Annotated in this window: 1 protein-coding gene; it reads right to left on the bottom strand. The window is 67.9% G+C overall.

Features of this window, described 5'->3' with window-relative positions; genetic code table 11:
• Positions 1 to 1,821, bottom strand: a 1,821-nt coding sequence (mobF, locus tag AC4PR2_RS28620; protein ID WP_492176014.1) for a MobF family relaxase, incomplete at both ends; no start/stop codon positions are given.

Genomic DNA, 1,821 nt, shown 5'->3' with positions numbered 1-1,821 from the left:
CCTGACCCGCTCACCTTCCTGCAGCGTCAGTGATGCCTTCTGCCAGAGGCGGTAACTGCTGTCGATGGCGCTTATCGCCAGACCGCTGCGGTGCCCGTTTGCGTCCTCGACCGACAGTTTGTGGGTCTCCTTGCTGACGCCCACCACCGTCATGCGCTCAAGCACGTTTTTGCCCTCTACCCGCTCCAGCACCATCCCCACCTTGTAAGTCCCGCGGTTTTGCCGCGTGCCGGCGTCCAGCCACACGGGCGAGAGCGTATCAACCGTCCTGAGCGTGGCGCCGAGTACGCCTTCCTCACCCAGCGCGGTCCGAATGGCCTGCGTTAATTGGGCGCGCGTGCGGGCATTGCCCGCCTGCGCCACCACCGCCAGCCCGGCGGCCGCCTGCTTCGCCACGTGCCGGGCGGCAACCTGCAGGCGGTCATCCACCGTATCCTTTTGCACCAGCGTCACCGTGGCATTTTCCTGGCGCTCTGAGGTCTTGAGCTGCGTGACGCCGGCGGCGCGCAGCACCTCGGCGCCGAACCCGGTCGCGCGCCGCGCATGCGTATCCAGCACGATGGCCACCCCCTGACTGCGGTCAACCGCCTGCAGCACCTGATGGAGTTGCGGCACGCTCAGCTGCTCCGACTCGGGCAGCGCCACTTGCGAAGACGCGGGCAGGCCGCGCTCGGCGACCTCCTCCACCGTCATCACCGTGCCCACGTCCGCTCCCTTCAGGCGCGACCGGGCTGCCCGGCTCGCCACCACCACCACGCTCTCGCGCCCGGCCTGCGCCGCCGCCTCACCAAAGCGCGCCAGCAGGTCGGCCTGAAACGCCTGGCCGCCGCGCGCATCGATGAGCGTCAGCCCCCTGCCTGCCTGCGCCCACTGCGCGACAATGCCGGTCGCCTGCGCAGGCGCAGGCGTATCCGCCCGCCCCGCGGCCAGCCGTGCGGCAAGCTGAGACAATCGCTGCTCGTCCCGCACATGTGCCGCCGACGTAAACAGCGTTTGCGCACCGTCCACTGCCAGCAGCGCACCGCGCGCCACCGCGGTCTCGATTTCCGTGCGCACGGCGCCATACACCCCTTCGCGCATCGGCAGGCGACCCAGTGCCGCGGTCAGCACCGCGTCAATGCCAAAGCGAACCGCGCTTTTGGACACGACGGCTATCGCCTGCTCCACGGCCTGCGCCGGTGTCATGGCATCGTCCTGCGCCGCCTGACGCTGCGTGCGGGCCGCCAGCAGCGCGGCCGCGGCGGTCTGCGGCGCCGGCTCCACCTCTTTACCCTCTGCCCGCGCGTCAACGCCCGTTTTAAAAGCCGCGTAATCAAAGCCGAGCTCATCCTTCAGCTTCTGCCGCCAGTAGTCGCGTACGTCATCCATGCTGGTAAAATCCTTTGCCTTGCGGGTATCGAGCGCCGCCCGTGTTTTCTCCCGGCTGCCGGCATCCGCCCCCGCTGCGGCGAGAATGTCCTGGCGCCGTGACGAGAAGTGCTCGGTCGGTACCCCGTCAACCTCATACATGCCGTGCGGGCCGGCGTCACGCAGCAGGTAGCCGGCAGCTTCAAGTTCGCCGCGCATAAACCCGCGGTACATCGCGCCGATACTGACCTGCTCCTTCCAGAGGATGTTGTTAAAGCCACTGCCGGCTTTGGTATCACTGGAGAGCGTTTTCCAGCCGCCGGCCGCCAGCGTGGCGTTGGCCACAATGGCGTGGGTATGCAGCTGCGGGTCGAGGTTACGCGAGGTGTCGTGCAAAAACGTCGCCACCACCAGGTTGCCGGTCTGCTCAAGCGCGCTGACGCCGTCCGTCATGGTGCGCGTCGAGGCAAACTT

The organism is Serratia sp. A07 (assembly GCF_058725505.1).
The sequence above is the reverse complement of the archived record's forward strand: the minus strand, read 5'-3'. Positions and strand labels throughout refer to the sequence as shown.